Source organism: Actinoallomurus vinaceus (genome assembly GCF_039542055.1).
Classification (GTDB): domain Bacteria; phylum Actinomycetota; class Actinomycetes; order Streptosporangiales; family Streptosporangiaceae; genus Actinoallomurus; species Actinoallomurus vinaceus.
On the sequence record NZ_BAABHK010000002.1, the window covers coordinates 1,148,935 to 1,174,693 of the forward strand.

Annotated in this window: 23 protein-coding genes, 1 rRNA gene and 1 pseudogene; 6 read left to right on the top strand and 19 right to left on the bottom strand. The window is 69.5% G+C overall.

Translation table 11 applies throughout. The features are described 5' to 3' along the window. Nucleotides 1–106: 106 nt before the first annotated feature. Nucleotides 107–1,117 carry a LacI family DNA-binding transcriptional regulator gene (locus ABEA24_RS11030; protein ID WP_345430598.1) on the top strand — a complete coding sequence of 337 codons (1,011 nt, stop codon included), beginning with the start codon at nt 107–109 and terminating at the stop codon, nt 1,115–1,117. A gap of 87 nt (nt 1,118–1,204) precedes the next feature. On the opposite strand, the gene ABEA24_RS11035 is transcribed toward ABEA24_RS11030, so the two are convergent. Both ABEA24_RS11035 and ABEA24_RS11040 read right to left on the bottom strand, forming a co-directional pair. After that, nucleotides 1,205–2,566 (bottom strand): beta-1,3-glucanase family protein, encoded by a 1,362-nt coding sequence (locus ABEA24_RS11035; protein WP_345430599.1) that lies wholly within the window; start codon nt 2,564–2,566, stop codon nt 1,205–1,207. A 334-nt stretch (nt 2,567–2,900) separates the two neighbouring features. Further along, entirely contained in the window at nt 2,901–3,683 is a 783-nt protein-coding gene (locus ABEA24_RS11040; protein WP_345430600.1) for a CDP-alcohol phosphatidyltransferase family protein, read from the bottom strand. A gap of 303 nt (nt 3,684–3,986) precedes the next feature. Between ABEA24_RS11040 and ABEA24_RS11045 the strand changes: the two genes are divergently transcribed. The 3 genes from ABEA24_RS11045 (at nt 3,987) to ABEA24_RS11055 (ending at nt 8,177) form a co-directional block, all read left to right on the top strand. Further along, entirely contained in the window at nt 3,987–5,099 is a 1,113-nt protein-coding gene (locus tag ABEA24_RS11045; protein ID WP_345430601.1) for a class I SAM-dependent methyltransferase, read from the top strand. Further along, nucleotides 5,096–6,100, top strand: a complete 1,005-nt coding sequence (locus ABEA24_RS11050; RefSeq protein ID WP_345430602.1) for a lysylphosphatidylglycerol synthase transmembrane domain-containing protein — start codon at nt 5,096–5,098, stop codon at nt 6,098–6,100. Before ABEA24_RS11045 ends, ABEA24_RS11050 begins: the two co-directional genes overlap by 4 nt. A 109-nt stretch (nt 6,101–6,209) precedes the next feature. Continuing rightward, nucleotides 6,210–8,177, top strand: a complete 1,968-nt coding sequence (locus tag ABEA24_RS11055; protein WP_345430603.1) for an alkaline phosphatase family protein — start codon at nt 6,210–6,212, stop codon at nt 8,175–8,177. A 127-nt stretch (nt 8,178–8,304) separates the two neighbouring features. On the opposite strand, the gene ABEA24_RS11060 is transcribed toward ABEA24_RS11055, so the two are convergent. The 13 genes and pseudogenes from ABEA24_RS11060 to ABEA24_RS11120 all read right to left on the bottom strand — a co-directional run bounded on the left by ABEA24_RS11060 (nt 8,305) and on the right by ABEA24_RS11120 (nt 20,596). Further along, complete coding sequence (locus ABEA24_RS11060) at nt 8,305–8,628, bottom strand: hypothetical protein (protein WP_345430604.1); 324 nt, start codon at nt 8,626–8,628, stop codon at nt 8,305–8,307. Nucleotides 8,629–8,828: 200 nt separating this feature from the next. Next, nucleotides 8,829–9,431, bottom strand: a complete 603-nt coding sequence (locus ABEA24_RS11065; RefSeq protein ID WP_345430605.1) for a hypothetical protein — start codon at nt 9,429–9,431, stop codon at nt 8,829–8,831. A gap of 181 nt (nt 9,432–9,612) precedes the next feature. Next, a complete protein-coding gene (locus tag ABEA24_RS11070; protein ID WP_345430606.1) occupies nt 9,613–10,614 on the bottom strand; it encodes a hypothetical protein in 1,002 nt (333 codons plus the stop codon). Continuing rightward, nucleotides 10,611–12,116, bottom strand: coding sequence for a patatin-like phospholipase family protein (locus ABEA24_RS11075; RefSeq protein ID WP_345430607.1), 1,506 nt, complete (start codon nt 12,114–12,116; stop codon nt 10,611–10,613). Before ABEA24_RS11075 ends, ABEA24_RS11070 begins: the two co-directional genes overlap by 4 nt. After that, nucleotides 12,113–13,882 (bottom strand): GMC oxidoreductase, encoded by a 1,770-nt coding sequence (locus tag ABEA24_RS11080; protein ID WP_345430608.1) that lies wholly within the window; start codon nt 13,880–13,882, stop codon nt 12,113–12,115. Before ABEA24_RS11080 ends, ABEA24_RS11075 begins: the two co-directional genes overlap by 4 nt. A 221-nt stretch (nt 13,883–14,103) precedes the next feature. Then, nucleotides 14,104–15,459, bottom strand: coding sequence for a HEAT repeat domain-containing protein (locus tag ABEA24_RS11085; RefSeq protein WP_345430643.1), 1,356 nt, complete (start codon nt 15,457–15,459; stop codon nt 14,104–14,106). Between the two features lie 75 nt (nt 15,460–15,534). Further along, a pseudogene (locus ABEA24_RS11090) lies at nt 15,535–15,885 on the bottom strand (ADP-ribosylation/crystallin J1); the annotation flags it as partial. A gap of 73 nt (nt 15,886–15,958) precedes the next feature. Further along, complete coding sequence (gene frdD, locus ABEA24_RS11095) at nt 15,959–16,315, bottom strand: fumarate reductase subunit FrdD (protein ID WP_345430609.1); 357 nt, start codon at nt 16,313–16,315, stop codon at nt 15,959–15,961. A gap of 1 nt (nt 16,316) precedes the next feature. Continuing rightward, entirely contained in the window at nt 16,317–16,733 is a 417-nt protein-coding gene (locus ABEA24_RS11100) for a hypothetical protein (RefSeq protein WP_345430610.1), read from the bottom strand. Beyond that, on the bottom strand, nt 16,730–17,527 hold the full coding sequence (locus tag ABEA24_RS11105; protein ID WP_345430611.1) for a succinate dehydrogenase/fumarate reductase iron-sulfur subunit: 798 nt from the start codon (nt 17,525–17,527) through the stop codon (nt 16,730–16,732). The genes ABEA24_RS11100 and ABEA24_RS11105 overlap by 4 nt, the downstream gene beginning before the upstream one ends. Nucleotides 17,528–17,533: 6 nt before the next feature. Then, entirely contained in the window at nt 17,534–19,273 is a 1,740-nt protein-coding gene (gene frdA / locus ABEA24_RS11110; protein ID WP_345430612.1) for a fumarate reductase (quinol) flavoprotein subunit, read from the bottom strand. A gap of 5 nt (nt 19,274–19,278) precedes the next feature. Beyond that, nucleotides 19,279–19,506, bottom strand: a complete 228-nt coding sequence (locus ABEA24_RS11115) for a hypothetical protein (RefSeq protein ID WP_345430613.1) — start codon at nt 19,504–19,506, stop codon at nt 19,279–19,281. 241 nt (nt 19,507–19,747) lie between these two features. Further along, nucleotides 19,748–20,596 carry an oxidoreductase gene (locus ABEA24_RS11120; protein WP_345430614.1) on the bottom strand — a complete coding sequence of 283 codons (849 nt, stop codon included), beginning with the start codon at nt 20,594–20,596 and terminating at the stop codon, nt 19,748–19,750. 95 nt (nt 20,597–20,691) lie between these two features. Here ABEA24_RS11120 and ABEA24_RS11125 point away from each other — a divergent pair, with 95 nt between their 5' ends. Beyond that, nucleotides 20,692–21,330, top strand: a complete 639-nt coding sequence (locus tag ABEA24_RS11125; protein ID WP_345430615.1) for a TetR/AcrR family transcriptional regulator — start codon at nt 20,692–20,694, stop codon at nt 21,328–21,330. On the opposite strand, the gene ABEA24_RS11130 is transcribed toward ABEA24_RS11125, so the two are convergent. Beyond that, complete coding sequence (locus ABEA24_RS11130; RefSeq protein ID WP_345430616.1) at nt 21,319–22,548, bottom strand: MFS transporter; 1,230 nt, start codon at nt 22,546–22,548, stop codon at nt 21,319–21,321. The two genes, ABEA24_RS11125 and ABEA24_RS11130, sit on opposite strands and share 12 nt — an antisense overlap. A 76-nt stretch (nt 22,549–22,624) precedes the next feature. Beyond that, nucleotides 22,625–23,629, bottom strand: a complete 1,005-nt coding sequence (locus ABEA24_RS11135) for a phosphotransferase family protein (RefSeq protein WP_345430617.1) — start codon at nt 23,627–23,629, stop codon at nt 22,625–22,627. A 172-nt stretch (nt 23,630–23,801) separates the two neighbouring features. Between ABEA24_RS11135 and ABEA24_RS11140 the strand changes: the two genes are divergently transcribed. Then, on the top strand, nt 23,802–24,410 hold the full coding sequence (locus tag ABEA24_RS11140; RefSeq protein WP_345430618.1) for a hypothetical protein: 609 nt from the start codon (nt 23,802–23,804) through the stop codon (nt 24,408–24,410). 93 nt (nt 24,411–24,503) lie between these two features. On the opposite strand, the gene ABEA24_RS11145 is transcribed toward ABEA24_RS11140, so the two are convergent. Beyond that, entirely contained in the window at nt 24,504–25,382 is an 879-nt protein-coding gene (locus ABEA24_RS11145) for a lipase family protein (RefSeq protein WP_345430619.1), read from the bottom strand. A 242-nt stretch (nt 25,383–25,624) separates the two neighbouring features. Further along, nucleotides 25,625–25,741 (bottom strand): 5S ribosomal RNA (gene rrf, locus ABEA24_RS11150). Between the last annotated feature and the right edge of the window lie 18 nt (nt 25,742–25,759).

Below are 25,759 nucleotides of genomic sequence, written 5' to 3' on the forward strand. Positions count from 1 at the left end.
ACGCCCGGCTCCGTGACGCGGGTTGACGGTCGTCGGTGGCGGTCACGACGATGACCGGGGGCTCGCGCGCCGGTGTGCGCCCGGCGGCGGAGAGAAGGGATCCCGGATGGGGCGGCCAGAGGGCGAACGGCCGACGCTGGAGAGCGTCGCGGCACGGGCCGGTGTGTCGCGGGCGACGGTGTCCCGGGTGGTCAACGGCCTGCCGGTGCGGACCGCGAGTGAGGAGTCGGTGCGACGGGCCATCGAGGAGCTGGGCTACGTCCCGAATCCCGCGGCGCGGACCCTGGTGACCCGGCGCACCGACCTGATCGCGTTGGTGGTGCCCGAGCCGACGACCCGGGTGTTCTCCGCCGACCGCTTCTTCGCCGGTCTCGTCCACGGGGTCGGTCAGGAGCTGGAGGCCGCCGACAAGCAACTCGTGCTCATGCTGGCCGGGTCGGCCGCGAGCCGCGCTCGCATCGAACGGTCGGCGGCCGCACACCATGTCGACGGCGTGCTGCTCGCCTCCCTGCACGACGCCGATCGGCTGCCCGCGGCGCTGACCCGGCTCGGGATCCCCGTGGTCTGCAACGAGCGACCGATGGGACCCGTCTCCGTCCCGTACGTCGGGGTCGACAACCACGGCGGCGCGGTCGCCGCGGTCCGCCACCTCCTCCGTACGGGGCGCAGCCGGATCGCCACGATCGCCGGCCCACCGGACATGGTCGCCGGCATCGACCGGCTGGGAGGCTACCGAGCGGCCCTGCGAGAGGAGCGTCGGCGGCCCATCGTCGAGGTCGGCGACTTCACGACCAGTTCGGGTGCCGAGGCGATGCGGCGGCTCCTTGCGGACGAACCGGACCTCGACGCGGTGTTCGCCGCGTCGGACCTGATGGCGAGCGGCGCGCTCCAGACGTTGCGCCGCGCGGGGCGACGCGTCCCGGACGACGTCGCGGTCGTCGGTTTCGACGACATCGGCCTCGCCCGGGACACCGAACCACCGCTCACGACCGTCCGGCAGCCGATCGACGGGATCGGCCGCCGGATGGCCCATCAGGTGCTGAGGCTGGTGGCCGGCGAGGAGATCGAGCCGGTCGTCACCCTGCCCACCGAACTGGTCGTCCGCGACTCGGCGTAGGGCCTGTCTCGTCGCCAGGGTCGTACGGACCGGGCCGTACGACCCCGGATGGGCGAGGAACACCGTTTCGATCGAGGGGTGTTCCGGTCACCAGCCGACGGCGACCAGGAGGTACTGCGGGTCGCCGTGGGAGATGAACGAGGACTGGCCGGCGACGTCGTCATAGGGGAAGCCGTAGGCCAGGTGGTTGATCGCGTGGTCGTGCCAGAACTTGGCGTAGTAGTTGGCCGGAGCCGCCTTGTAGTACTGGCTCGAGTCGGACCACTGCGACTGGGGCAGCTGCGCGACGTGCCGGTTCAGCGCTGCGCACATGTCGGGATTGCCCGCCAGGGAGCCGGCGCAGCCGGTGATGTTCGAGGTGCTCTCGTTGACGCCGACCGACTGGGCGTAGCTCGTGAAGTAGTTCGCGTACTGTCCGCCGGCGCGGAAGTCGCTGTCACTCCCCGGCGCGGGAATGTAGTAGGAGGCCTGGACCGTGGCCAGGTGCTTGAACTCGGTCGGCACCTCGTTCTGGAACCGCTGGAAGGTCGCCGCGCGGTCCTCCGCGAAGGTGGCCTGGTCCTCTCCGACCTGCGCGTCGTACCCGTCCTTGGCATGCAGCCGCAGCGCCAGCTTCAGGCCGAACCCGTCGACCCGCGTCGTGTTGCCGTTGAACACCGCAGGCCCGATCGTGAACTCGATGAAGTCCCGGTACTGGCTGGTCGGCGAGCCGAGGTAGAAGTACATCCGGCCGGCGGAGTTCGCGGGCATGTCGACGTACGGCTGCTCGGCGATGGAGTGCGTCTGGCCGCCCCAGCTCCAGTAGACCTGGCTGTCGGGGTACTTGCCGTTCGTCCGGTTGAGGACCTTGAACATCAGGACGTTCTTGGCGGCGGGGATGGTGCTCGTGTCACCCCAGAACGAGTCCGGCGGCGGCGTCGTGGTCGTCCCGCTGTAGACCGCGAACTCCCAGAGCGAGTAGCCGTACTGGGTGCCGCGGGCCGTTCCGTACATCCGGATGTACCGCCCGGTGCCGGTGACGTTGAGGGTCTGCGTGCCGCCGGTGCCGGTCGTGGTGCTGTAGATGGTCGTCCAGCCGCCGGTGCCGCTGTCCGACACCTGGATCTGGAAGGACGTGGCGTACGCCGCCTCCCAGGTGAGCACCACCTGGCAGATCTGCTGCGACGACCCGAGGTCGACCTGTAGCCACTGCGGGTCGCTGAAGGCGCTCGACCAGCGGGTACCGGCGTTGCCGTCCACGGCGGCCGAGGCGGGCAGGCCGGAGTTCTCGGTGGAGGACGCGGTCGCGGGCCGGTTCAGCGCGACGTTGGACCCGCCACAGGCGGCGGCCCTGGCCGGTGACGAGATCAAGGTGAGCTGGCCGGCGAGGAGCGCGATCGCGGCCATGGCGATGAGAAGGACATGCGCGGGCGTACGGCGGCGTACCGCCGAGCGGGGGATGGATTGCATGAGAGCTCCCTTTCTGGCAGAGGGAGACGCGGCGCACGACCGGGTGCGCGGACGACGTCGCGATGTGGCGGGGGCGGTCGCAACCTCCGCCGGGTGCCGCCGGGCACCGGCGGAGCTGCCTACTGAGAGCGCTCTCAGGGAGAAGGTGGACCTCTTTCCAAGGACAGTCAAGAGCATTGACAGATAACGTTTCGGTAACGACAGGGACGTTCAGGCGTTGGGCCGGTGGGACATATGCCCTGGCCAGGGGATTTGTTGTCCGCCCCACCATTAGGCCGATGAAACATCGCTGAAATGATTCGGCCTTCCTGCGACTCCTGGACGCGGGCGCGGCTCAGGCCGCGCGGCGCTTGCGGTGGAGCCGGAGGATGTCGGCGGCGAACGACCACACCAGCGCCGCCAGGGCCAGCCCCGTCGCGGCCATCTCGACCGGGCGAGGGAGCAGCCCGGCGGCGACGACCGTCAGCACGATTCCCTGCAGAGCGGCGACGACACTACGGGAACGGAGCGGCGACAGCGGCGCGAGCAGCCACCGCAGCGGCAGCCCGGCCGCCACGAAGGCGTACCGCATGGCGCCGATCGCCAACACCCACACGCCGAGCGAAGTGGCGACGAAGACGCTGAGCACGAGGATCAGGAAGGCGTCGATCTCCATGTCGAAGCGGGCGCCCAGCGGAGACGCCGTCCCGGTGCGCCGGGCCACCCGCCCGTCGACGGCGTCCAGGGCCAGCGCCACCGCGCTGATCGCGACCAGCGGGGCGATCGGCGCCGGCGTGCGTACGGTGTCCGCGACGAGCGCGGTGACGCACCCGACGAGCAGCGCCCGCACCAGGGTGACGTGGTCGGCCGGGGCGAGCGACCGCCTGCCGCGCCGACGCAGGGCGCGGCCGAGGACGGCCCCCAGCGTCGCCGCATACGCCAAACCGGCCAGCCAGCCCACCAGGCCGAGCCCCGTCGTCGCGGTCAGCACGGCGAACAGCACCGGCTGCGCCATCGCCCCGACCAGCGGGCCCGGCGGAAAACGCCACCGGCCGGTCGCTCGCCGCGCGACGCGGACGGGACCGGGACGTTCCGTCTCAATCCGGTCGACTACACCAACCATCTCTTTCACGACCATTCCACACCTCCTTGAGGAGACACGCATCGGAGGCCGAAACGGTTCGGCGGAATCTACTCCGACGCGAGCCGCCCGTCAGCGCGGGGCAGAGTCGGCGATGGTCCGGCACCCCGCATCCGGCCACCGGGCCGGCGCTGGAGGAGAATCGGAACGACGTTGAACCGATCGCCGCGAATGATCGTGTAAGAGGGCATGGCGCTCGAATCGAGGAGGTACGGTGACCGGTGGCCGAGCCCGCCCCCGGCCCGCGCGAAGCGGCGGCCGAGGCCGCCCTCCGGCCGCGGCGGTCTTTCGGAGCGGCGCGTGAGCGAGGCCGCGGTCACCCGATACGCCGTCGAATGGCTGGACCTACGCGAGGACGCGGACGCGGCCGCCCGCAACACCGAACTCGTCGACCTGCTCGTCCCGTCTCTGGCCGACGCATCGCTGACCATCAGAGATCTCGGGTGCGGCACGGGTTCCATGGGGCGCTGGCTGGCCGGACGGCTGCCCGGTCCCCAGCGCTGGATCCTGCACGACCGCGATCCGGCGCTCCTCGCCGAGGCCGCCACGCGCCCGCCGGAGACGGCCGCCGACGGCGCGCCCGTCACGGTCACCCTCGAGCAGGGCGACGCCACCGGCCTCCGCGCGACGGATCTCGCCCGTACGTCGCTGGTGACGGCGTCCGCGCTGCTGGACCTGCTCACCGCCGAGGAGGTGGCCGGGCTGGCCTCGGCGTGCGCACGCGCGGGATGCCCCACGTTGCTGACGCTGACCGTCGCCGGGAGGGTCGAATTCCTCCCCGCCGACCCCCTCGACGCGGAACTCGCCGCCGCCTTCGACGACCACCAGCGCCGTACGGTCGGCGGCGGCACCGACCCCGTCGTCCGTTCCCCGCAGACCGTTTCAGCGCTCGAACCGTCCCAGCAGGCGCTTCCCGGGGCGGCGCCGTTCCAGCAGGCCCTGCCCGGCGCGGCAGCCGATCCGTTCCAGCAGGCCCTGCCTGGGGCGGGACCCGATCCATCCCAGCAGGCCCTTTCCGATGCGGCAGCCGATTCGCCCCGGCAGCCGTCTGCCGGCGCGGTGCCCGAACCGCCCCGGTCGGCCCATGCCGGCACGGCACACCATTCGTCCGGACCCGCCGCCCGGCGCCTGCTCGGCCCGGACGCGGCCGACGCTGCCACGGCCGCGTTCGAGCGGTCGGGCATGGTGGTCCACCGCCGGCAGAGCCCTTGGCGGCTCAGGCCGGCGCAGGCGGAACTGACCGCCCAGTGGCTCCGAGGCTGGGTCGCGGCCGCCGTCGAGCAGCGGCCGGACCTGGCCGACCCGGCCGAGGCGTACCTGCGCCGGCGTCTCGCCGCGTGCGCGGCCGGTGCGCTCCAGGTCGTCATCGGCCACGACGACCTTCTCGCGCTTCCTCCGGCGGGCCGGTCGTGAAGCGCGCCGCCTGGGCCTGGCTCCGTACGCTCGCCGCCGCCGGTGTCATCGGCCTGCTCCTGTGGCGGCTCGGAACGCGGGCGATCCTGGACGGGCTCAGTGTGATCGACCTCCGCGCGGTGTGCGCGGCACTCGCGATCGGCCTGATCACGACGGTGCTCACCGCCTGGCGCTGGTGCCTCGTGGCCTGGCGGCTCGGTCTCCGGTTGCCCCTGCGGAACGGCGTCGCGGACTACTATCGCGCGCTGTTCCTGAACGGGGTGCTGCCCGCGGGCGTCCTCGGCGACGTGCACCGCGCGGTGCGGCACGGCCGGCAGGAGGGCGACGTCGGCCGCGGGGTCCGTGCGGTGGTGCTGGAACGCGCCGCGGGTCAGGTGGTGACCGTCGCCGTCGCCGGCGTGGTGCTGGCCGCCCGGCCCACAGTCGTTCCGCCACGGTTCCGCGAGGCCCTCACCATCGCCGGGACGGCGGTCGTGGCGGCGGTGTTGGTCGTCTCGGTCGTCGCGGTCATCGCCGGGGATCGCCGGACGCGGAGCGGTTCGCGATGGCGGCGCGCGTCCGCCGACTCCCTCCGTGATCTGCGGCGCGGCCTGCTCGCCCGCGACGCCTGGCCGGGCGCCGTTCTGCTGTCGGTGCTGGCGTTCGCCGGGCACCTGGTCCTCTTCCTGGTGGCCGCGCGTACGGCGGGATCGACCGCCTCGTTCGCCCGGTTGCTCCCGCCGATGGTCGTGACGCTGCTGGCGATGGGGCTGCCGGTGAACGTCGCCGGATGGGGACCGCGCGAAGGAATGGCGGCGCTGGCATTCGGCACGGCGGGGCTGGGCGCCGCCCAGGGCCTCACCATCGCGGTGGTGTACGGGGTGCTCTCCTTCGTCGCTAGCCTGCCCGGCGCCGGCGTGCTGCTGTGGCCGACCCTCGTGAGGGCATGGCCGCGGCCCGCGCGGGTGCGGGCCGTACGCCCGGTGCCGCGCCGGATCGGCGACGCGGGGATCGACGCGTGAACCGCCGCCGCGAGGCGTCCGTGGATATGGTCGGTGCCGCCGTCCGGCGCCCGGTACGGACCGGCGCCAATGCCCGATGTCACCGGACTCCCTACTAAGGAGCTGTGGAGTGTCGTTCTTCAGGCGTTTCCGCCGGTCGACGGCTCAGGACGGGGTGGCCGCGGACGGACGCCCCGCGCCGGATGACCATCCGGCGCCAGACGCCGGTTCGGAGGACCCGCCGGTCGCCCCCATCGCCGATGACGGCACGGGCCGCGCGGACACCGGTGACGACGCCGCCCGTACGGACGCCGATGATCGGGACGAGCCTCCGACGCAGGGCGCCGCCGAGAACGACGGCGCGGACGACGGCGATCGGAACGACCGTGACAAGGACGACGGCGACCGGGATGACGGCGACCAGAGCGGCGGCGGAGAAGGCAAGGGCGCGCGCCGACGGGCGGCGCACCCCGTCGCCGGCCGGGTGGTCACCGGGCTGGCGTGCCTGTTCGTGGTGTCGGCCCTCCTGATCCCGGATGACTTCGGCCGCCTGACGCCGGGCGCGTTCGTCCGCATCCCGGTCGAGGGACTCGTCGGCACCGGCCTCGTCCTCGTCCTGCCGACGCGGGCGCGGCGGGTGGTGGCGGCGCTCCTCGGAGTCGCCGTCGGCCTGCTCGCCATCGTGAAGCTGCTCGACCTGGGCTTCTCGGTGGTCCTCGCCCGGCCGTTCAACCCGGCGTACGACTGGCCCCTGTTCTCGGCCGGCCTGGAGTTCGTCAGGACGTCGGCCGGGCGGGCCGGCGCGATCGGCGCCGTCGCGGCGGTCGCGGTGCTCGCCGCCGGCCTGCTCGTGCTCGCGGCGAGGTCGGTGCTCCGCCTGAGCCGCGTGCTCGTCCGCCACAAGGTCGTCGCGACCCGCGCCGTCGCGGCGCTCACGGTCGCCTGGGTGGCCTTCGCCGTCCTCGGCGTACGGATCGTGCCGGGCGTGCCGGTCGCCGCGCACGCGTACGACCATTCGGGCCAGGTGCTCGCCGGCCTGCAGGACAGGAAGACGTTCGCCCGCGAGGAAGCCGCCGACGCGTTCCGCGGCACCCCGAGTAAGGACCTGCTGACCGGGCTGCGCGGCAAGGACGTCATCCTGGCGTTCGTCGAGAGTTACGGCCGCGACGCGGTCGAGAATCCGACGTTCGCGCCGCAGGTCGACGCGGTGCTCGACGCCGGGACCCGCCGGCTGGCCGCGGCCGGATTCGGCGCGCGCAGCGCCTTCCTCACCTCACCGACCGCGGGCGGCGGCAGCTGGCTGGCCCACTCGACGCTGCTGTCCGGACTGTGGGTCGACAACCAGCAGCGCCACGACACCCTCGTCAAAGGGAACCGTTTCAACCTGAGCATGGCCTTCCGGCGCGCGGGCTGGCGGACCGTCGCCGTCGAACCGGGGAACACCCAGCCCTGGCCGGAGGGCTCGTCGTTCTACGGGTACGAACGGATCTTCGACCACTGGAACATGGGGTACCACGGGCCGCCGTTCAACTGGGGCACTCCCCCGGACCAGTACTCGCTCGCCGTCCTCCAGCGTTCCGAGCTCGCGGCCCCGCACCGTGCTCCGGTGATGGCGGAGTTCCCGCTCGTCTCAAGCCACGCGCCCTGGGCCCCCACGCCCCGGCTCGTCGACTGGAAGAGCGTCGGCGACGGATCGGTGTTCGGTCCCATCGCCGCGGCCGGCGACCGGCCGGACGCCGTCTGGCGCGACCTGTCCCGGATCCGCGCGGCGTACCGAGGCTCGATCGAGTACTCCCTGAACACCCTCATCTCCTACGTGGAGACCTATGGCGACAAGAACCTGGTGCTCGTCTTCCTCGGCGACCACCAGCCCACTCCGCTCGTCACCGGGCCGGGCGCGGACCGGGACGTGCCGATCACGATCGTCGCCCGCGACCGGACCGTACTGGACCGTATCTCCGGGTGGGGCTGGCAGGACGGTCTCCGGCCCGGCCCGCACGCCCCGGTCTGGCGGATGGACGCCTTCCGCAACCGGTTCCTGACCGCCTTCGGCCCGCAGCCCCCGTCCCCCAGGACATCCGCCCCGCCAGCCCGCTGACCGCGAACGGCACTGCGCGGGGCCACCGGAGGCCATGAGGTCCCTGTTCCCCGAGACATCACCGGCGTGGCCACGCCCCTCAGATCCGGTTCACTCACGCCACGGGACGGCCGGCGGCGAGGCCGGTTCAGTGCGCGATAATGACCGCCCGCTGGCGGATCTTGCAGTGACGTCTCTTCTTACAAAAAGCGTTGTTGGTATTGGTCAGGGCACGGACGTTCGCATCGCCGACTAGCTGTATGCCGCGAAAGAACGAAGGGCTGCGGATGGTGACGGAGCTGGCATTGTGGCGGCCGTTCGCGACGTGGTTGTTGTCGCCGGCCGGAGCAGCGGTCAGCACCCGCTGGGGAATCAGGGCCGCCTCTGCATCGATGTTCATCGATGCGGCGAACGGCAAGGAGATGCCGAGACCGAGAAGCGCGAGGCCGCGGCTCGCCGTGATTCTTCTCATCGGAGCTTCCTTTCCCGTGCAAGCCGTATTGACGCCTCTATGGGGTCATTCGCTCGGCACGGCGGAAAGCTCCGCGCCGGGACATCCGGTGCGCTTGACTACATACCCGATTACCGGCTGTGAACCGCAGTGTCGGCGCTCTTAGCGCAGATGGTTACCTCCGCTTTGCCGAGTGTCTCGCAGGTGAGCACCTGCCGCGGTCACGGGAACATGGTTCTCAGGCACTCGAGCGGCTCGGGCCCTCCCGCCGCCCCGGAGCCCGACCAGCCGCTCGAACCCGGCATCAGCATGATGCCGTATGGGCCTATGTAAAGGAACGGATTCGTGGGCGTGGGGGCGTCGGCCCCTCGTGCCGGAATGTCGAGGGTCTGCACAGGGGTGGCGGCCTGCTGTGCGGGGGCCTCGGGCTGCCGCACCAGGGGCTCGGTTCGCCGCGAGGCCGGGCGGGCCGGCTTCTCGGGCCTGACCACGGTGAACTTCTGCGTCACATTGCAGACGGTCGCGTGTGCGCACATTGCGTTCTGCACAGGATTCAGGCCGCCGGAGTTCCCGTTGTTCGTGTGCTGGTAGCCATGGTTGTGAACGGGGCTTCTCACCGAAAGGGAAGCGCGGTTGTGGTGGCCGTTCCCACTGTCCGTATGGTCGGTCACGAGTGTCGCCGGGCCCCTCCCGGGCATCCGCGCAGCGTACGCGCTCGCCGGGATCCACACCATTCCGATGATGACGGTGATCGTCGCATATGCACCGAGACGTAGCGCGATGTTCTTGTCGGGTGATACTTCAAGGGTGCCCCGTTGAATCATTCCTCGCACCTTTGCAAGTTGATTTATTCTGGACGCGAACGGTCCGTTCGATGGATCTACCCGCCATCGGCGATTGATCACCCGGTCGGCACGCGGCAAGGAAATTATCACCCACTCGGTGTCCTGGATTCGTGCCCCAAATCCGACGATCTGGCGAAAGACCTGCGCAGGCGATGGCGGGTCAGCCGACCTCGCTCGCGGTGTTCGCCTGGCGCCATGCCGCGGCCAGTGACCGGGCGATCGGGTCGATGACCGTCTCGTCGTTCCAGTACCACCAGTGCGCCATCGGAGTCCATCCCAGCCACCAGGGGCCGACGGACACCACGCGGTCCTCGGTCACCTGTTTCTCGTACTCCCGCGACAGCGCGCGCAGGGGGTAGGCCACCAGGTCGTCGGGATCTTGGAAGTTGATCCATTCGCCGGTGAGCGTCGGATGGTGGTCGCGCAGCTTCGGTGACGGCATGGTGAGCGGCGTTCCGAAGTCCGGGTAGCGCATCGCCCACAGCGCCAGGGGGCTGCCGAGCGTGTAGAGGAACGCGATGGTTTCTCCGCGTTCCAACGGAGTCGGCCCGATGCGGGCATTCACGGTGGGCGGGATGAGCCGGCGGGGCGCGTCGCCGTACTGCGTCTGAAGGTCGTAGAAGTAGTTGCTGGCGATGACGGTGCCGAGGCTGTGCGCGATGACGCACAGCGGCGCGTCTTCTCCCGCCTCTCGGGCCAGCTCCCCCATCGTGTCCGCCACGTACGCGTGGATGCCTTCGTAGACCCGCCGGTCCGTTCCGGTCATCTGGTAGGCGATGGCGTCGCCGAAGAACTGGACCACGAGCCATCGCAGCACCGGGTAGTTCGGCTGCGGGATCCACGGCAGACGGCGCCACGGGATGGCGGCGAGGAACGGCCAGAGTCCGGAGATGCTTCCCGCGTTGATCCGCGTCACCCACTGGGTGAGCCGCGCGTCGAGGCCGCGGGATCGAGGTCCATAACATCGCTCGTACAACGCGTCCTCGGTCTCCTGGAGCGCCGGTGCCCAGAACGTCGGCCGGATGACGAGAGCTTCGTCGGCGGCCACGCCCGCGTGGTGTTCGAACGCCCGTTTGAGCAAGCCGATCGCCTTCTCGGCGAAGGAGGGATCGCTGATCTCGATGCCGTGCACGAATGTGACGGCGAGACGACGACTGCTCACAGCGGCCCCCAAGGGAGTACGTGCCGTGCGTAGACGTCCCAGAGCTTGCCGAGGAACAGCTCGCCGAAGCGGGCCAGGGTGGCGGGCCGGGCCGCCGGCGGCCCGTCGGCCCGGAACGTCGTGAGCTGGTGCAGGAAGTCCAGGAGGTGGACCGAGATGATCCCGGAGGCCACGGCGGTCGCACGGTCGTCATCGGCGGGTCGAACGCGGCCGTCCAGCACCCTGGTGTACAGCGTCGTGGTGTCGCTCCAGAGGTCTGCTCCAGGGTCGTCCGTCACCATCTTCGTGCCTACCAGGGTGTAATGCTCGCCGGCGGCGTTCCGCAGGTACAGCCGGTAGCGCATCTGCTTGTTCTCGGGCTTTCCTTCGTCGACGAGCAGATTGAAGGTGCCGCTTTCGACCGGCAGCCTGCCGCTGAGGGCGGCGCATTCGACGTACCCTTTCACCGTCGCCTCATGTTCGGGAAGAGTGACGAATTCGTCGATATCGTCTATGGAGATCGTCAACTGCGTCAGCAGCGGCGTGTGCTCGTCTCGGCCCTTTCGATAGCCGTCCTCGAAGTCGGTCTCGCCGAGGCCGATCGCCCCTTTCATCACTTCGCTGAAGGACAGTGAGCTGGGTTGCTCGCGCTCCGGCCGCGGGGCCTTCGGCCGTAGCGGGATTCCTGCTGCGGAACACCATTCACGTGCCGCCTGGACTCCGCGGTTCACCGCTTCGTGCAGCCGGTCCTTCCCGATGTCGAGGAGGTAGTTGACGGGAACCTCGGCGCGGAGGATCTTCAGCTCGATCCGCCTGCCGAACTCACCCGGACGGCCCGCCGCGATCGCCGTGTTGTTCTGCTGAATTCGTTGCACGATGCGGTGAAAGTGGCCATTCGCCGCGATCTCAATGATCTGGAAGTAGATGTTGGTGAATCCGGGGTTCCATTCGCCTCGTTCGCTCACCGTCCAGATCACCCAGATCTCGTCGGCGCCGCGGCGGATCGCCTCTTCCAGGTTGCCGTCGGAGAGGTAGACGGCGTCGACGTAGGTCTGCCCGTCGATCCGGACCGGCGGGAACCACATCGGCAGGGAGACGCAGGCGACGAGCAGGTCCTCCGACATGCGCGCAGGCTCGACGACCTCGAGCGCGTACTTTCCGAAGTCGCATACGTTGAACGTGGCCTCCCTGGACGTCGCCGTGATCTTCGACCAGTCCAGTCCCCACTCCGGGAAGGTCACCGAGCGATATCGGTCCAGGGTGAGCAACGCGTCGCGGTGCGTCAGCGAGGCGAGGTCGACGCCGGCGCCGGACACGGGATTCGTCCGCCGCCACGCGTCCGCGATCTCCGTGCCCGTCATGCCCTGGCAGTACATGGCCAGGTTGAACGTGCCGCCGCTGGCACCGTCGACGTGGTCGAACGTGAGCCCGGCCTCATCCAGCCAGACCTGAAGGACACCGGCCTGGAATGCGACCTTCATCCCGCCGCCCGCGAGGATGAGGGAACGTCTGCCCGTCGTCATGACCTGCCCCCGGATGACCTGGCCCGCGATGACCCGGCCCGTGGTTTTCGGGCCCCCGAGGGCCGGGCCCGCCCTGACCCGGCGGTCCGGCCCTCGAGGATGGCCGTCGCGGCCCGATCGGCGAACGCCGCGATCGTCAACGAGGGATTGGCCCCTACGGGCCCGGGCATCGCGGAGCCGTCGACGACGAACAGCCCGGGGTGGCCGAAGACCTCACCGTGGGAGTCGACGACCCCGTCGTTAATCGAGTGGCCCATCGGCGCGCCGCCGAGCGGGTGCACGGTCACCACGCGATTGAGCCACGACAGCGGGTTCGGTTCAAAACGGCCCCCGAAGTGCTGCGTGAGCTCTCGCATCGTGGCCGAGACCCGGTCGAAGTACTCTCGCGACGTCCGGGTCGTCCAGTCGATGTCCAACCAGCGCCCGTCACGGAGCCGGGCGACCCCGTCGGGGGTGTCCCGTCCCATGCCGAGCAGTGCGGTCGCGCCCGCCGAGCGGCTCCCGGACCCCAGCGCCCGCGACACGCGAGCGGAGATCTCCGCCTTCGGGTTGCGCGTCAACCGCGCCAGCACCCACACACGGGCGAAGTCAAGGACCCGAGCGGTGATCCCCGGTACGTCGGAGCCTTCGATCAGCCAGTCCGCGAAACCGGGATAGCCGGCGTCCTCGACGTAATATCCGCGGCCGGCACCGCCATCAAGGGCATCGGGGACGCGGATCGCACTGGTGATGACGGGCGCGGCAGAACTGCCCAGGTGTCGTGCCTGTCCGTTCTCGTCCCGGGCGCCCACGACGAGACCCAGCAGATCACCATTGCCGCAGAAGCGATGCCCCAGCAGTCGGCTCACCCCGGGCAGAGCGGCCTGATTGCGGAGCAACAGGTAGGTCGTCCCGAAGGTTCCGGCGCCCAGCAGGAGCCGGTCGCAGGTGATGGTCGTCCGGGGAAGGGAATCGGTCCTGGTCCGCCGGCCCTCGTGCTCCTTCAGGTGTGTCACGTACCGGACCGCCCAGCCGCGCCGGGTCGGTTCGAAGGACACGACCTCGCTCCAGGTACGAATCTCGGCGCCGTGAGAGACGGCCGCCGACAGGTACGTGTGGTCGAGGGTGTTCTTGCTGCCGCTCTGGCAGCCGATGTCGCATTCGCCGACCAGACGGCATGTTGTGCGCTGGCGGTGGTGGATGTTGCCGTAGGGCGGATCCGGGATCGCCACACCGGGATCGGTCCGGCCGTTCACCGAGAACGTCACGGCCAGTGGCGGCAGTCTCCACTCCAGGCCCAGGCGTGCCGCCGCCTCCCGCATCGCCTGGGTCTTGCCCGAGGCCTCATATCCCGGCGCGCCCAACGGGAACCGCTGCGCGCCGAGCATCCGCTCGACCTCCTCATAATGCGGATCGAGGTCGGCACGGGTGACCGGCCACGGGCGGTACTCGCCGTTGGGGTCCTCATCAACGAACCATTTCTCATCTTTACGCAGCAATACACTGGCATAGATGAGTGAGCCTCCCCCCAGGCCACTTGCGACCACACCGGCGAATCCGCCAAAAGACCAGACGTCGAAAAGTCCGAGCAGTCCCTCGCTCGGATCCCACAGAGCCCGGGCCAGTTCGTGCGGAGCGCGGGGGAACGACCCCGGCGGGTAGGCCCGCCCACGTTCCAGGACGACGACCCGCAGGCCCGCCGCGGCAAGCCGGTAGGCGGCGACCGACCCGCCGAACCCGGAGCCGACTATCACCGCATCGACATGCTCTTCCCTGTCCCCCGCCATCCCATGTCCCCCTGACGTCGCCGAAGAAAGGCCCGGGAGGTGCCCTCGTCGATGGCCTTTTGCCGGGCGCCCGTCGGACATTCACCGGTATTCCACCCTTCGGTGTTGATTCATCCGAATATGGAGAGTTTTGCAGGAAAATTGGGAGATCTGGCCGGCCGAGATCACGTTGACATCTGGCAACAATGCCATTCGGCATGTACGACGGACGCCGACGCCCGTCAGCCGATGCCCAGATGCCAGCGCAGTCGACGGGCCTGCTCGCCCCCGACCACGGGCTCGGCCGCGGCGATCAGGGGCTCGAGCCGCAGCCGGACCTCCTCCGGCGGCATCCGGTACGCGGTCGCGGCGTCGCCCCGCAGCCAGGCGAGCAGGTCGGCGTGTGCGCGGTCGCCGAGACCGACGTCACGAGCGGCGAGCAGGTGCAGGTCGACGTGAACGCGGGTCCAGGTGTCCAAGGCGCGCAGCAGCTCATAGGCCCCCAGCCGTACGTGACGCGGCGCGTCGGCGGACAGCCATTCCCACAGCTGCGCGGCCGGCACGGCGTCGGGTTCGGTATGCAGCGCCGCGTAGGCGGCACGCACGACCACCGGGGCGGGGTCGGCGAGCATGCCCGCGATCCGGGTGCGCGATCCGCCCAGACGCCGGACGGCTCGCACCGCCTCGGCACGCACCCTGGGACTCGGGTGCCCCAGGAAGGGCAGCAGGACCTCCACGTCATGGAGGGTGCCGCATTCGCCCAGCCCGGTGACGAGCGCGCGGGTCCGCCCCGGCTCCGAGTCCGCGGTCAGGGCCTGACGGTAGAGCGCGGCAGGCTCACGACCCGTACGGCGGACGGCCCACTGCGCGGTGGCACGCATCATGGCCGACCGGTCCGCAAGGTGAGCCGCACCGGCCTGAGGGCGGCCGATCTTCACCAGGGCGGTAAGAGCCTCGACCCGGACCTTCGCACTCCCCTCCTCCAGCAGCCGCTCCAGCACGTCGGGGCGCTCGTCTCGTACGGCCTCGGTCACGAGCCGCTCCGCGCACCGGACCCGGCAGACGGGGTCGGGTTCGCTCAGCGCGGCGTCCATGACCTCCTGGTGCCGACCACGGCCCGACTCCAGCCACGCACCGTACGCCGCACGCCGCAGCCCGAGGTCCCGGTGAGCGCGAGCCGCCGCCAGCGTCTCTACTGGAGCCGAACGCAGCGCCGCCATCAGCGTCTCCAGCGCACGGTCACCGCGCGCCCACGATCCCATCGCCACCGCGACACCGGCGGCCGCTACCAGCGCGGGTCCGTCCGCAGCCCGCAACGCGGCCGCCAAGGACCGCCATGCCTGCTCACGAACCTGAGGCACCCAGTCCGCGGTCCGCAACACCAGGGCGGGCAGCAGGAACCCCTCCGTACGAAAGACCGCACTCGCCAGCGCGGCCTCTCTTCGGCGGCCGTCTCGGGAACAGGCCGCCACCAGGGCCAGCAGCCGCTCGTCCTTCAGCGTCGTGACTCCATCGCCGCCGTACGTCAGGGCGTCGGTGCGGAACGCCCGGTCCAGTCCGATCCAGGTGTCGGCACCGGCGACCGACAGCATCGTCATCACGTCGTACGCGGACTCCCTGCCCGCGGCGGCCTCGGCGACCCGGACGGCGAACGGCCCGTAGCCGGGGGCGTGGAACTCCCGGACCACCTCGATCGGGCCGACCAGATGGGCGTTGAACTCCTCCAGCTCCTCAGCCGGCACCCACAGCTCCGTGATGGTCCGCCCGCCCGCCTGCCGCACCGGATAGCGGCGCGCGAACTCCGCATCGACCGTGAAACGCGTCACGAAACCGGCGCCCAAGGCGGGCACGTTCCAGCCCCGGGCGATCTTGACCGCGTACGCCTCGTTCAACACCGGATAGAAGATCGGTTGATCGGGCAGCCGGGGTGGCCATGCCCGCCACCCCGACGCACGCACCAACGCCAACTCGGCCGGCCCCACCGGACGCCACAGTGTCAACGTCGACTGCCTACCCGAACGCACGCGCTCTCCCCTGGATCGCCGGAAACCCAGTCTCGCGGCCCTTGAGAGCGTTGCCCACTGAATATCCGGACGTTCAAAGGGAGACGAACAGCAGATAGCCCGCCATGATCGATCCGATGATCGCGACTCCGTAGCAGGCCACGATGATCAGCTCGTTCAGATGCTTGATCCGCAGTCCGTCGTAGAGGGTGTAGCGGAAACGGTGCGCCCAGTGGCACAGGGAGAGAGCGCAGAGGGCGAAGAGCACGATCCGGGTGATCGGGTTACGGAGCAGCCCGAGCAGGTCTTCATGGCCAGGCGGTGAGATCCATCCCAGCGGGATCACGACGCCGAACAACAGCACCAGGATCGGCATCAGCAGTGCGGACAGCACACCTCCGGCGCTGAAGAGCAGCCACAGATACGGCTCGGGAGATCGTCTTCTCGCCATCTCATCTCCCCATGACGAGCCAGATCACCAGCACTGACAGCACGATCCAGCCGAGATGGATCGACGCCACGATCCGGCGGCGCTGGACCCGTCTGCCCCTCAGCCGGACCACTATCGCCTGGGGAGCCAGGTTGAACCAGGTGACGGCATGGAAGGCGATGAACACGAAGGCCATCAGGTTGACCGCCAGCAGCCACGGTGTCGCCGACCAGTCCAGAAAGCGCCGGTACGCCGTGGCGCCCTGGCCCACCGCGCTGACGAGCAGCAGCAGGTAGAGCACGAACCACGCGACGAAGACGCTGCTCAGTTCCCGGAGGATGAAGGCGAGGTACGAGCGCCGCCGCAACCACCAGTAGGTCGACATCCGCGGCCGATACCAGCGGGGATGGAACTCCGTGTACTCCGGTCGGTCGGTCATTTCGCCCCCCGTGGCAGCAGGAACGCCTTGAGCGACTCCGTTGCCGCCGTCAGCTTGTACCGCTGAATGGCGCCGGCGGGATCGACGTCCTTCGGGCACGCCCGGGTGCACTCGCCGACGAAGGTGCAGCCCCAGATCCCGTCGTGCTGGGACAGGACGTCCAGCCGTTCGGCGGCACCATGGTCACGCGAGTCGAGGTTGTAGCGCTGGGCGAGGGCGATGGCCGCCGGCCCGATGAACTGCGGATCGAGGCCGTAGACCGGGCAGGCCGCGTAGCAGAGCATGCAGTTGATGCACATGCTGAACTGGTGGTACTCATCCATCTCCGCCGGCGTCTGCAGGTGCTCGTCGGTGTCTCCCCCGACCAACCCGCCCCGACCGACCTCCCGGTCTCCCCCGGCCTCGTCGCCTCTCCCTGCCTGCGGCTCCTCGATGATCCAAGGCTTGACCTTCGCCAGTTTGCTCATGAAGTCGCCGATCTCGACGACGAGATCGCGGATGACCGGGAAGTTGGCGAGCGGTTCGACGCGGACCGGCCCTGGGGCGTAGTCGGCCAGGAAGGCGGCGCAGCTGAGCTTGGGCTCACCGTTGACCGTCATTCCGCAACTGCCGCAGATCCCCATCCGGCACGACCAGCGGTACGAAAGGGTCGCGTCCAGGTGGTCCTTGACATGGTTCAGGCCGTCGAGGACCGCCCACTCCTCACGGAGCGGGACCTCGTACTCCTGTATCCCGGGCTCGGTGTCCTCTTCGGGCCGGTAACGCGTCACCCGAAGCGTGATGTGGTCCGGCACGAGATGTCACCTCCCATAAACGCGTTCCCCGGGCGGCCAGCGGGTGATCGTTACGGGTAGGTACTCCACCCGGTATGAGCCGCCGGGGTCGCGGTAGATCAACGAATGGGCCAGGAAGCGCTGATCGTCTCTGGCGGGGAAATCCGTGCGTTGATGGGCTCCCCGTGACTCCTCGCGCAGCAGCGCACAGGCGACGATGGCTTCGGCCACGTCCAGCATGAAAGAGAGCTCCAGAGCGGCGGTCAGCTGGGTGTTGAACGTCCTGCTGTGATCGCCGAGTGCCGTGTCGCGGAACCGCTCGCGCAGCTCGCGCAGTGTCCCGGCGGCTTTGGCCAACGAGTCGCCCGTGCGGTAGATCCCGGCGCTGTCCTCCATCAGATCCTGCATCTCCTGGCGGAGAGCGGACACGTGTTCGTGCCCGTCGGTCTTGAACAACAGGTCGTGTTCCAGCCGGTGCCTTTCGTCGTCCGCCTGCGCTCGCACGGCCGGGCCGGGACCGCCCGCGCCGGAGGCGTACGCCGCGGCGGCCTGCCCGGCGCGCCGGCCGAACACGAGAAGCTCGGGGAGGGAGTTCGAGCCGAGCCGGTTGGCGCCGTTGATGCTGACGCACGCGACCTCACCGGCCGCGTACAGCCCCTCCAACGAGGTGGCGCCGTCGATGTCGGTATGGACCCCGCCCATCATGTAGTGGACCACCGGCCGGACCGGGATCAGATCCTCGACCGGGTCGATGCGTTCGTACTCCCGGCAGAGCTCCCGTACGAAGGGGAGCCTGGCATTGATCGTCGTCCGGCCAAGGTGACGCAGGTCGAGGTGGACGACCGGGCCGTACGGCGTGTCGGTGGTCCTGCCTTTCTCGACCTCGTGCACGAAGGCCTGCGACAACCGGTCGCGCGGGCCGAGTTCCATGCTGCGCAACACCGGCCAGGGCTCGGGGACGCCCAGGTCGTAGTCCTGCAAATAGCGGTAGCCGTCCTTGTTGATCAGCCGGCCGCCCTCGGCCCGCGCCGCCTCCGTGATGAGGATGCCGGTGAACGGCAGGCCCGTCGGGTGATACTGCACGAACTCCATGTCCTTGAGCGGAGCGCCTGCGCGGAGGGCCAGGGCCATGGCGTCACCGGTCTTGATGTTGGCGTTGGTGGTGAAGGGGTAGACCCGTCCGCACCCGCCGGCACACAAGATCACCGCCTTGGCGCCGATGGCCGCGATCCGGCCCGACCTCAGCTCGATCGCGACGACCCCGTGTACCCGCCCATCGCCGACGATCAGCCTGGTCACAAACCATTCGTCGTAGCGAACGACCTGTTCGTACTTCAGCGTCGTCTGGAACAGGGTGTGCAGCAGATGGAAACCTGTCTTGTCGGCGGCGAACCAGGTGCGCATCTTCTTCATCCCGCCGAAGGGCCGTACCGCGATGCGCCCATCGGGTTCGCGGCTCCACGGGCAGCCCCAGTGCTCCAGGCGGAACAACTCCTGTGGCGCCTCCGCGACGAATGCCTCGACGGCATCCTGGTCACAGAGCCAGTCCCCGCCGGAGACCGTGTCGTACGCGTGGTCGTCGAGGCTGTCGTCCGGGCGGATCACCGCAGCGGCACCACCCTCGGCCGACACAGTGTGGCTGCGCATCGGATAGACCTTGGAGATGACGCCCACGCTGAGCCGAGGATCGGTCTCCGCGACGGCGATGGCGGCCCGCAGGCCGGCGCCTCCGCCGCCCACGATCACCACGTCGTGGGAGTGGTCCATTGAGCTCATTCCCCGGCGTCCAGCTCGTCCGCCAGTACCCTCCCGTCATGCCGGACGACCATGCTGCGCACGCTGCCGTCGTGGTACTCATGGCGAGTCCTGCGGCACCCGCATGCGTAGAGCAGGTCGTCGATGACCAGACCCTGATCGTCGTCCTCACGATGGCGCGTCCCGTCGACGGTCTTGCCGCACGGAGCGTGTGCCTGCTCGAAAGAGGTGCTCGTACCAACCATCACCCACCCCCAACGGGTGCTGGCCTCTCCACTTCTACCCACCAGCCTCGCACGGACCGAGCCCGAGCGGAATGAGCCGTCGTGGCTTCGCTCGCGGGGAGGGCCTGGCAGGGCCCGGCTCTGAGCACCACGGCCGTGGGAGCCGAACCGGGTCGAGTCCCGGTCGGTCGCCTGTCCCGGAGGGGTGAAGCCGCGCCGGATCAGCCGATGCCGAGGTGCATGGGGTCGGCCGACGGCGGCGTCAGCGGATCTGGTGGCCGTCAGGAAAGTCGGTGGAGCGCGAGAGGCCCTCCCAGGCACGGATGTCGGCGTCGACCGCCGCCCGGCCGGCGGCGACCAGGCGCAGCGCGTCGGAGCCGAGGACCAGGTGGGCAGGCGGATCGGGCGCGTCCAGAACCCGCAGGATCGCGGCCGCGGCCTTGGCCGGGTCACCCAGCTGACGGCCGCTGGCAGCCTGCCGCGCCTCGCGCAGCGGGGTGAACAACTCGTCGTAGTCGGCGATGGACCGCTCGGCTCGCACCATCGACCGTCCTGCCCAGTCGGTGCGGAACGACCCGGGCTCGATCGCGGTGACCCGGATGCCGAGCCCGGCGACCTCCTTGCCCACCGTCTCAACGATCGCATCGAGCGCGTACTTGCTGCCGCAGTAGGCGGACAGGCCCGGCACGGTCATCAACCCGCCCATGGAGGTGACGGCGAAGATGTGCCCGGCGCGGCGGGCCCGCATGTACGGCAGGACGGCCTGGATGGTCGCGACCGCGCCGAAGACGTTGACCTCGAACTGGGCGCGCAGATCCGCCAGCGGCGTCTCCTCGAACACCCCCTCGAGGCCGTAGCCGGCGTTGGCGATCAGGACGTCGATCGGCCCGATGCCGGCTTCCACCTCCTCGACCAGCGCGAACACCGCCTTGTCGTTGGTGACGTCGAGCAGCCGCGCGTGCGCGCGCCCCGGTGCCGACCGGGCGAAGGCGTCGGCGTCGTCCTGCCTGCGGACCGTGCCGACGACCGTATGACCGGCGTCCAGCGCGCCTTGCGCGAACGCCCACCCTAGGCCGCTGCTGACACCGGTGATGAGAAAAGTCCTGGTCATGACATCGCTCCTTCCGACACACCTCAGATTCTACACAGCGCCGATTTTTTTCTGCGCCGCGTCGATTATCCGCCGATCACAGTATCCTCGGCCGTATGGCGACGGAGCAGACGACGCGGAGGCGGCGCGACACCCCGCGCAAGGGCGACCTGCGCGAGCAGGCGATCCTGCGCACGACCGAGGAACTGCTGGAGCGGGACGGCGTCGAACCGATGACCGTCGAGGCCATCGCCAAAGGCGCCGGGATCTCGCGGGGGTCGTTGTACTTCTACTTCGGTTCCAAGCAAGAGGTGCTGACGGCGCTGGTCGCCCGTACGCTCGACGCGCTGACCCGGGACGCCACCGTCTTCCCCGACGACGAGACCACTCCGCCGCACCAGGCCATCGAGCACGCCGTCGACAGGACCGCGGACATGTGGCGCCGACACGGCCCGGTGATGCGCACGGCGGTCGACTACGCCGCCGTGATCCCGGAGATCGGCGACCTGTGGACCGCCACCGTGGCGACCTTCACGAAGGTGATGACCGGCGTTCTCGTCCGCGCCGGCATCCCCGAAGGCGACGGCCCGACCGAGGCCGCGGCCCTGGCGCACACGCTGTGCTGGATGACCGAACGCGCCTTCTACCAGGCGGCGTCTCAGCCCGTTCCCGACCTGACCCGCGCCATCACCACCTGCACCGAGATCTGGTTCCGGGTCATCGGCCACCGCAGCGGGACGAGCTCAGGCGGCTAGTGCCGCCGCCGCGGCTTCCCGATGCCGCGCGTGCTCATGGCGACCCGCCCAGCGGACGGCGAGCGGTGCCACCAGGCCCGTCAAGGCGAACAGCGCTCCCACGACGTACCACCCCGGGCGGCCCCAGGTGATGCAGAGGGAGATGAGCAGGGTCGGCCCGAGGGCTTCGGCCAGGCCCGTACCCAAGCCGAACACGCCCAGGTACTGACCGGTCGCGTGCTCCGGGGCCAGGGCGAAGGAGACCCCGAATCCCGCGGCGGAGTGCCACAGCTCGCCCACCGTGTGGACCACGACCGCGATCAGGAGGAGCGTCGTGGCGGCCCATGCCGGTACGCCCGCGGACAGCGGGAACAGCGAGCAGGCGACGGCGAAGGCGACACCTGACCTGCGATAGGCGATCCCGCCGGCCGCCGGGGAGTCGACGCCGCGGCCGGCTCGTACCTGGAACGCGATGATGATGACGGTGTTGGTGAGCATGGTGCTCGAGATGAGCCAGCGTGGGGCGGTCGTGGCCTCGACCATCCAGAGCGGAAGGGCGACGGTGAGCACCTTGAACTGGATCGCCATGATGCCGTTCAGCGCGGTGATCAGCAGGTACGGCCGGTCCCGCAGGGCGAGCCGGTGAGGGCCGTCGACGGCGCCGCCGGGCGTGACCGGCGGCAGGAAGATCAGGAACGCCGCGGCGGCTGCGACGGTCACCGCGTTGCCGATGACCAGTAGCTCATAGGCCGTGTGGGTGCCCACCTGCACGACCCAGCCCGCCAGGAGGGCGCCGACGGAAACGCCGATGTTGGTCACGGCACGCAGATAGGCGCGGAACTCCTGAGGCCGGTCCCCTCCGTGACGCCTGATGAGCGGGCTGCGCGCGGCGTCCTCGGCCGCGTGCGCCCCGGTGGCCGCGCACACCGCGAGGACGAACGGCCAGAAGCTGTGCGCCAGCAGGAAGCAGGCCGTTGCGAGCCCTCGGACGATGAGGGTGGCCGCGTAGACGCCCCGCGCTCCGCGCACGTCCGCGAGGTGGCCGACGGCGATCCCCACGGCGAGCGAGACGAATCCGGCGATGCCGAGTCCGAGCCCCACCTCGGCCGCCGGCAGGTGGGCCGCCTGGGTGAAGTACAGGACTCCGGCGGTCAGGTAGAGGCCGCTGCCGATGGTGTTGACGAAGTTCGTGGCGGCGATGACGCGCTGCGGTCCGGTGTCCGGCAACAGATGGGGCATGGGGTGGCTCCACGTCTGGACGGCAGGGGCCTCCAGCTTGTTGCAAGGTCATCGCAATAGCAAGGCTCTTGCAGCTCTACTCCTCGCCGGTCCCGGACCGCTCCAGACGCCGCGGGAGGCGGTCGAGCACCCGCGTGAGCGAGACGGTGGCGAGGTCGCGCACGTGGGCGTACTCCTCCTCCGGATACTGCCGGGGCCCGTTCTCGATCAGGAGGATCAAGTACAGGTACGCCCGGTAGAGGTCGAGCCGTACGCGGGCCGCAGGGGTCAGGTCCAGCGGGGTCACCTCGCGATAGCCGACCAGCAGCGGATCGTCCTCACGCAGGTCGCCGAAGATGGTCGGCGTGACGAACTCCGCCAGCGGGTCGCCCCAGAACGCACGCTCGTGGTCGATGATGGCCTGAATCCGCGGCGTCGCGGTGAGGTCGAGGAAGACGTTGCCCGCCCACACGTCGAAGTGCACCAGGCGCGGCGTCACCACCTCGTCCAGGACGGGCGAGGCGGTGGTGAGCACCGCGCCGATCTCCTCGGCCGGCAGCGGCAAGGGCGTCGGGTATCGATCGACGTCGGCCAGCAGGGCCCGGGCCATCGCGAGATACGCCTCGCGCCACGTGGCGCCGGTGATCCCCGCGTGCGGATAGCCGAAGACGTCGCCGGTGACCGCGTGCAGCCGTGCGAGATGCCGGCCGAGCTCACGGCGCAGCGAATCCTCGCCCGCCGGCTTGACGGTGTTCCACGAGACGCCGTCGAGCGCGCCGAACAACAGATGGTCCCCGCCGAGCACCGGGTCGTCGAACACCGCGCCCAGCAGCGTCGGCACCGGCACACCCGCCGCCGCGGCCAGCCCGTAGACCTCGGCCTCCATACGCAGAAGGTTGCGCTCGTAGCTGAGCTGCTCCAGCTCCGGAGGAGGGGACAGCTTGAGCACGACCTCGCGACCGTCGTCGAGGGCGAGCCGCCACACCGCGTTGGCGAACCCGTCCGTCAGCTCGGTCGACGCCGTCACGCCCGCGCCGAGGGCCCGCCGGGCCAGCGCGTCCAGCTCCGCATCGGACAGGCGCCGTTTCGTCCTACTGTTCACGGGCCCGATTGTGCGGCCACGCCCATCTGCCGTCCAGGCTCCCCCGGGCGGGGGAATCGGGCCTCCACCGACGGGCCAGCGGGTTCGATCATCCGGGTGAGGCCGGGGACCGCGCCTTCTGCGAGTTTCGAGACACGGGCAACCAGGCCCGTACGCTCTCGAGGAGCCGTAGATGACACACCTGTACGCCCGGGTCGCGGCGGCCGCGGCCGGCGGCATCGTCCTGCTGACGGGCGCCACGGCGCACGCCGCCCCCGCGCCTCCCAAGGAAGGTCACGTCACCGGAGACGCCTGGGTGAGGTTCCCGCTCGATCCGGAGAACCCCCTACGACGGTTCATCTTCGACGCGCACGGCAATGCGTTCCGGTTCGACGGCAAGAAGATGATCATGGGAGCCGCTCACGGCACCGTACGGTTCGATCACCCCATTCCAGACTCGAACGGAGTCATACGGCACTACTGGGGCACCGTGAAGGTCGACTACGTGATGACCGCCGGTCCTGTCGCCGTCGTGTCCGGGACCAGCAAGGGCGTCATCGGCGAGACGGACGGTACGCGCATGGCCTTCAGCGTCTACGCCGACCCGCGCGGCCACCGGTACGACCGGATGGGCTTCTCCTGGGGCGCCGTCGACGGCCGCTGCCTGCGCATGGGCCTGGCCCCCGCGCCGTTCACGACGTACGACTCCGGCAAGGGGTACACGGTGAAGCACGCCGAGCTTCCCGCGGTCCCGAAGGACGCCGAGCCGCCGGCCGACCCACCGCCCTGCACGCAGAGCTGACCGCGACCGCGCATCACGGCGCAGCGCCGGACCGGGCCGAGACGGGGTCTCGGCCCGGTCCGGCCCAGCCGACGTCGACGCGGGAATGGCCAACTAATCCTTCGGCCGGGCCATGCATATATCAATCCCCCGGTTGTAGGGGGCGGTGGGGTTGAACAGGGCGTAGGAGTACGAACAGCAGGGATTATGGCGCTGCCGCTCCTTCGGGTAGTCGGCACCGAACGGGGCCTCGACGCCGACCGGAACATACGCCAGCTGCAGCGGCAGCTTCGGCACCTCGTCGTAGGTGTTCACCAGCCGGAACGTCTGCACGCCCAAGTCGCTGTAATAGGCGTGGAACTTCGAGTCCCCAACCTTGGGGCTGGCCTGGTTGTAATGCAAGATGTTCGTGCTGGATATCCCTGCGGCCCGTGCCAGCGGCACGGTCAAGGTCGCCAGGGTCGAACCGAGGCTGTGCCCGGTCACGATGAGCCTTCCGCCGCTGCTGGCGAGCTGCGAGAACATACCCATCAGGGCACCCTGGTCAAGACCGTTGAAGACGCCGTAGAACCCCTCCTCCACCTGGACGCCCTTGATAGGCGACGTCGGCGGACTATAGGGCACCAACTTGGTCTTTTCATCCATGGTGAAATCGTCGTCCGTCTGAGACCCACGAAAGGCCAGAAACGCCGTGCTGGTGTCAGGTCCATAGGCAAATACCGCAAATGGTTCGCTGACCGTTGTGCCAGAGGAAGGGCTGAAACTGCTCCAGTAGGGGCCCAGGAACTTCCAGTTATTAAGAGGAAACGCCGGGCTGGTGATAGGGCAACGATCTGCAGGCTTCCAGGAGAACTTGTCGGCGCTTGGCTTGCCGACGGCAATCCATTGTTCACACATATCGGAGGCTACGTTGACGACGAAAGAGCAGGTTTTGGCGATGGTCATGTCGTAGCCAGGAGGGGCCTTGAGCGGTGTTTCATTTCCGTTGGACAACGGTACCCCCTCTTTTATAGAGCCACCACCGCGCCTTTCCCCGGTGGCTCAGCATGGTTAACTGCGACCGATGTCAAGCTACCCACTCCAGTCGCTGCCACTAGGGAGTTCACGAGTCTTTGCTCTCTATGTACCAGATCTATGCGGGTCGGCGAACCGGCGAAGCGCGTGCGCTACTTTCCCGTAAACACAGAAAAGCCCGCCGGCGTGTAGCCTGGCGGGCTTTCCTGATATATGTGAATGTCCGGCAGTGTCCTACTCTCCCACACCGTCTCCAGTGCAGTACCATCGGCGCTGAAGGGCTTAACTTCCGGGTTCGGAATGGGACCGGGTGTTTCCCCTTCGCCATAACCACCGAAACGCCTAACGGGATTCCG

Excerpts from the sequence above, each read along its gene's own strand:
- ABEA24_RS11060 (WP_345430604.1), bottom strand. The coding sequence starts at position 8,628 with ATGAGAAGAATCACGGCGAGCCGCGGCCTCGCGCTTCTCGGTCTCGGC.
- frdA (WP_345430612.1), bottom strand. The coding sequence starts at position 19,273 with ATGGACCACTCCCACGACGTGGTGATCGTGGGCGGCGGAGGCGCCGGC.
- ABEA24_RS11085 (WP_345430643.1), bottom strand. The coding sequence starts at position 15,459 with ATGACGATGCTGTCGGTCGCCGGTGCCGACACCTGGATCGGACTGGAC.
- ABEA24_RS11120 (WP_345430614.1), bottom strand. The coding sequence starts at position 20,596 with ATGACCAGGACTTTTCTCATCACCGGTGTCAGCAGCGGCCTAGGGTGG.
- ABEA24_RS11125 (WP_345430615.1), top strand. The coding sequence starts at position 20,692 with ATGGCGACGGAGCAGACGACGCGGAGGCGGCGCGACACCCCGCGCAAG.
- ABEA24_RS11075 (WP_345430607.1), bottom strand. The coding sequence starts at position 12,116 with ATGACGACGGGCAGACGTTCCCTCATCCTCGCGGGCGGCGGGATGAAG.
- ABEA24_RS11140 (WP_345430618.1), top strand. The coding sequence starts at position 23,802 with ATGACACACCTGTACGCCCGGGTCGCGGCGGCCGCGGCCGGCGGCATC.
- ABEA24_RS11100 (WP_345430610.1), bottom strand. The coding sequence starts at position 16,733 with ATGACCGACCGACCGGAGTACACGGAGTTCCATCCCCGCTGGTATCGG.
- ABEA24_RS11030 (WP_345430598.1), top strand. The coding sequence starts at position 107 with ATGGGGCGGCCAGAGGGCGAACGGCCGACGCTGGAGAGCGTCGCGGCA.
- ABEA24_RS11115 (WP_345430613.1), bottom strand. The coding sequence starts at position 19,506 with ATGGTTGGTACGAGCACCTCTTTCGAGCAGGCACACGCTCCGTGCGGC.
- ABEA24_RS11065 (WP_345430605.1), bottom strand. The coding sequence starts at position 9,431 with ATGATTCAACGGGGCACCCTTGAAGTATCACCCGACAAGAACATCGCG.
- ABEA24_RS11130 (WP_345430616.1), bottom strand. The coding sequence starts at position 22,548 with ATGCCCCATCTGTTGCCGGACACCGGACCGCAGCGCGTCATCGCCGCC.
- frdD (WP_345430609.1), bottom strand. The coding sequence starts at position 16,315 with ATGGCGAGAAGACGATCTCCCGAGCCGTATCTGTGGCTGCTCTTCAGC.
- ABEA24_RS11040 (WP_345430600.1), bottom strand. The coding sequence starts at position 3,683 with ATGGTCGTGAAAGAGATGGTTGGTGTAGTCGACCGGATTGAGACGGAA.
- ABEA24_RS11080 (WP_345430608.1), bottom strand. The coding sequence starts at position 13,882 with ATGGCGGGGGACAGGGAAGAGCATGTCGATGCGGTGATAGTCGGCTCC.
- ABEA24_RS11035 (WP_345430599.1), bottom strand. The coding sequence starts at position 2,566 with ATGCAATCCATCCCCCGCTCGGCGGTACGCCGCCGTACGCCCGCGCAT.